Here is a 1,829-nt window from a genome sequence, read left to right as displayed (position 1 = left end):
GGTCGCCGAAGATATCAGGTGTGATGGCGGTGATGCCTTCCAGCGTATCGGCGATGGCGCGCGGCTGCTCGAAGATTTCCTTTTGCATGTAATGACGGTAGGGGCCGAGTTCGACTGCGCCAGTGTGCGCGTGCACGGTTTTGACTTCGCGCTGCACCTGCTTGCCGTTGGCATCGACGATCCACACGCGCTGCAGTTGCAGGTCGACGACGTCGCCTTCTTCGAGGTAAATGATTTGATCGGTGGTACCGGCCAGCGCCAGCGCATCGGAGGCGAGAAAGTTTTCGCCATTGCCGACGCCGACGATCAGCGGCGAGCCGCGGCGTGCGCCGACCACGCGGTGCGGTTCATCGCGGCTGAACACGGCAATCGCAAAGGCGCCGGTCAGGCGCTTGGTGGCCAGTTGCACGGTTTCGAACAGATCGCCGGTGTACATGTGGTCGACCAGATGGGCGATGACTTCGGTATCGGTCTGGCTCTCGAATACATAGCCCAATGCTTTTAATTCATCCCGCAATTCATCGTGGTTTTCGATGATGCCGTTATGCACGAGGGCGATGCGGTCGCGTGAAAAATGCGGATGCGCATTGTGTGAAGCCGGCGCGCCGTGCGTGGCCCAGCGCGTGTGCGCGATGCCGGTAAAGCCTTCCAGATGTTCCTTGGCGATCTGCTTTTCGAGTTCCGCCACGCGTGCCGTGCTGCGCGAGCGCTCCAGCCTGCCATCCACATGCAGCGCGACGCCGCAGGAATCGTAACCGCGGTATTCAAGGCGTTTGAGCCCTTCGACCAGGATGGGAGTGATATTGCGTTGAGCGACTGCGCCGACGATACCGCACATAGGAACCTCGTGATGATTTGTATGAATGACAGAGTCTAGAGTAGGGTTTGTGAAATAAGTTTTCTAAATATACAAATAAATGGATTATTATTTCTCTGGTGACTACAAGTGAAATAAAAATTCAAATTTACGGATTTATTTTATAAATGAGCGAAGACACATTATTGCTGGATGAGCTGGATAGACGCATCCTGAATGCCTTGCAGGCAGATGCCTCGCAAACCAATAACGATCTGGCGCTGGCCGTGCATGCCTCGCCGCCGACCTGTTTGCGGCGCGTGAAGCGGCTGGTGGAAGCGGGCGTGATCGAGCGGCAGGTGGCGATCGTCGCGCCGGACAAGGTGGGCGCGCGATTGACGGCTATCGTTGAAATCACGCTGGATCACCAGGCGGCCGAGCGGCAAGTGGAATTCGAGGCTTTGGTCGCGGCCGAGAGCGCGGTGCTGCAATGCTATCGGGTGTCGCCGGGGCCGGATTTCATGCTGGTGATCCAGGTGGCGGACATGCCTGCCTACAATGCGCTGGTGCACAGGCTGTTTGCCTCGCATGCGAATGTGCGCAATGTGAAGAGCTTCTTTTCGATCCACCGCAGCAAGTTTGAAACGCGGATTGCGGTTTGAGCGCAGTAAGTGACTACTTGCTGCGCAGGCTGAGTGTTTGCTTGCGTTCTTCAGTGTAGTGCCACCACGGCAGGGCGGGCGCGCCTTCCATGAAGCGCACCGCTGAAATGAAAGTGTCGATCACACAAGGGTCGTGACGCTGCGCCGTCAGTTCGCACAACTTTTCATACAGGGCGTAGGGATTCTTGCCGACCAGGTCGCTGCAGTGCCGTATGCCCAGCATATGAAAATCCCTGACCATCGCCGGACCGATATTCGGTATCTGCTGCAAGTGCAATGCTTGCGCGGCGATGGCAGCTTTCTTCATGATGCTATTTCTTGATTTTGACCGGCCGCTGCCAGCCTTCCACCGTAATCTGCTTTGCGCGCGA

General features: G+C 57.0%; 2 protein-coding genes and 1 pseudogene. 1 reads left to right on the top strand and 2 read right to left on the bottom strand.

Going from position 1 to position 1,829, the window contains the following annotated elements:
• Positions 1 to 838, bottom strand: a pseudogene (locus Q7T06_RS09940) (glutamine--fructose-6-phosphate aminotransferase); the annotation flags it as partial.
• A 146-nt stretch (positions 839 to 984) separates the two neighbouring features.
• On the opposite strand from Q7T06_RS09940, the gene Q7T06_RS09935 reads away from it, so the two are divergent.
• Positions 985 to 1,458: an Lrp/AsnC family transcriptional regulator gene (locus Q7T06_RS09935; RefSeq protein WP_304784174.1), complete on the top strand. Its 474-nt coding sequence runs from the start codon at positions 985 to 987 to the stop codon at positions 1,456 to 1,458.
• Positions 1,459 to 1,471: 13 nt separating this feature from the next.
• On the opposite strand, the gene Q7T06_RS09930 is transcribed toward Q7T06_RS09935, so the two are convergent.
• Positions 1,472 to 1,765 (bottom strand): helix-hairpin-helix domain-containing protein, encoded by a 294-nt coding sequence (locus Q7T06_RS09930; protein WP_304784172.1) that lies wholly within the window; start codon positions 1,763 to 1,765, stop codon positions 1,472 to 1,474.
• Between the last annotated feature and the right edge of the window lie 64 nt (positions 1,766 to 1,829).

Origin of the sequence: Herminiimonas sp. (genome assembly GCF_030645555.1) — a bacterium.
Classification (GTDB): domain Bacteria; phylum Pseudomonadota; class Gammaproteobacteria; order Burkholderiales; family Burkholderiaceae_D; genus Oxalicibacterium.
The sequence above is the reverse complement of the archived record's forward strand: the minus strand, read 5'-3'. Positions and strand labels throughout refer to the sequence as shown.

What these genes read in the sequence shown, in the direction of transcription:
- Q7T06_RS09935 (WP_304784174.1), top strand. Translation starts at nt 985, where the DNA reads ATGAGCGAAGACACATTATTGCTGGATGAGCTGGATAGACGCATCCTG.
- Q7T06_RS09930 (WP_304784172.1), bottom strand. Translation starts at nt 1,765, where the DNA reads ATGAAGAAAGCTGCCATCGCCGCGCAAGCATTGCACTTGCAGCAGATA.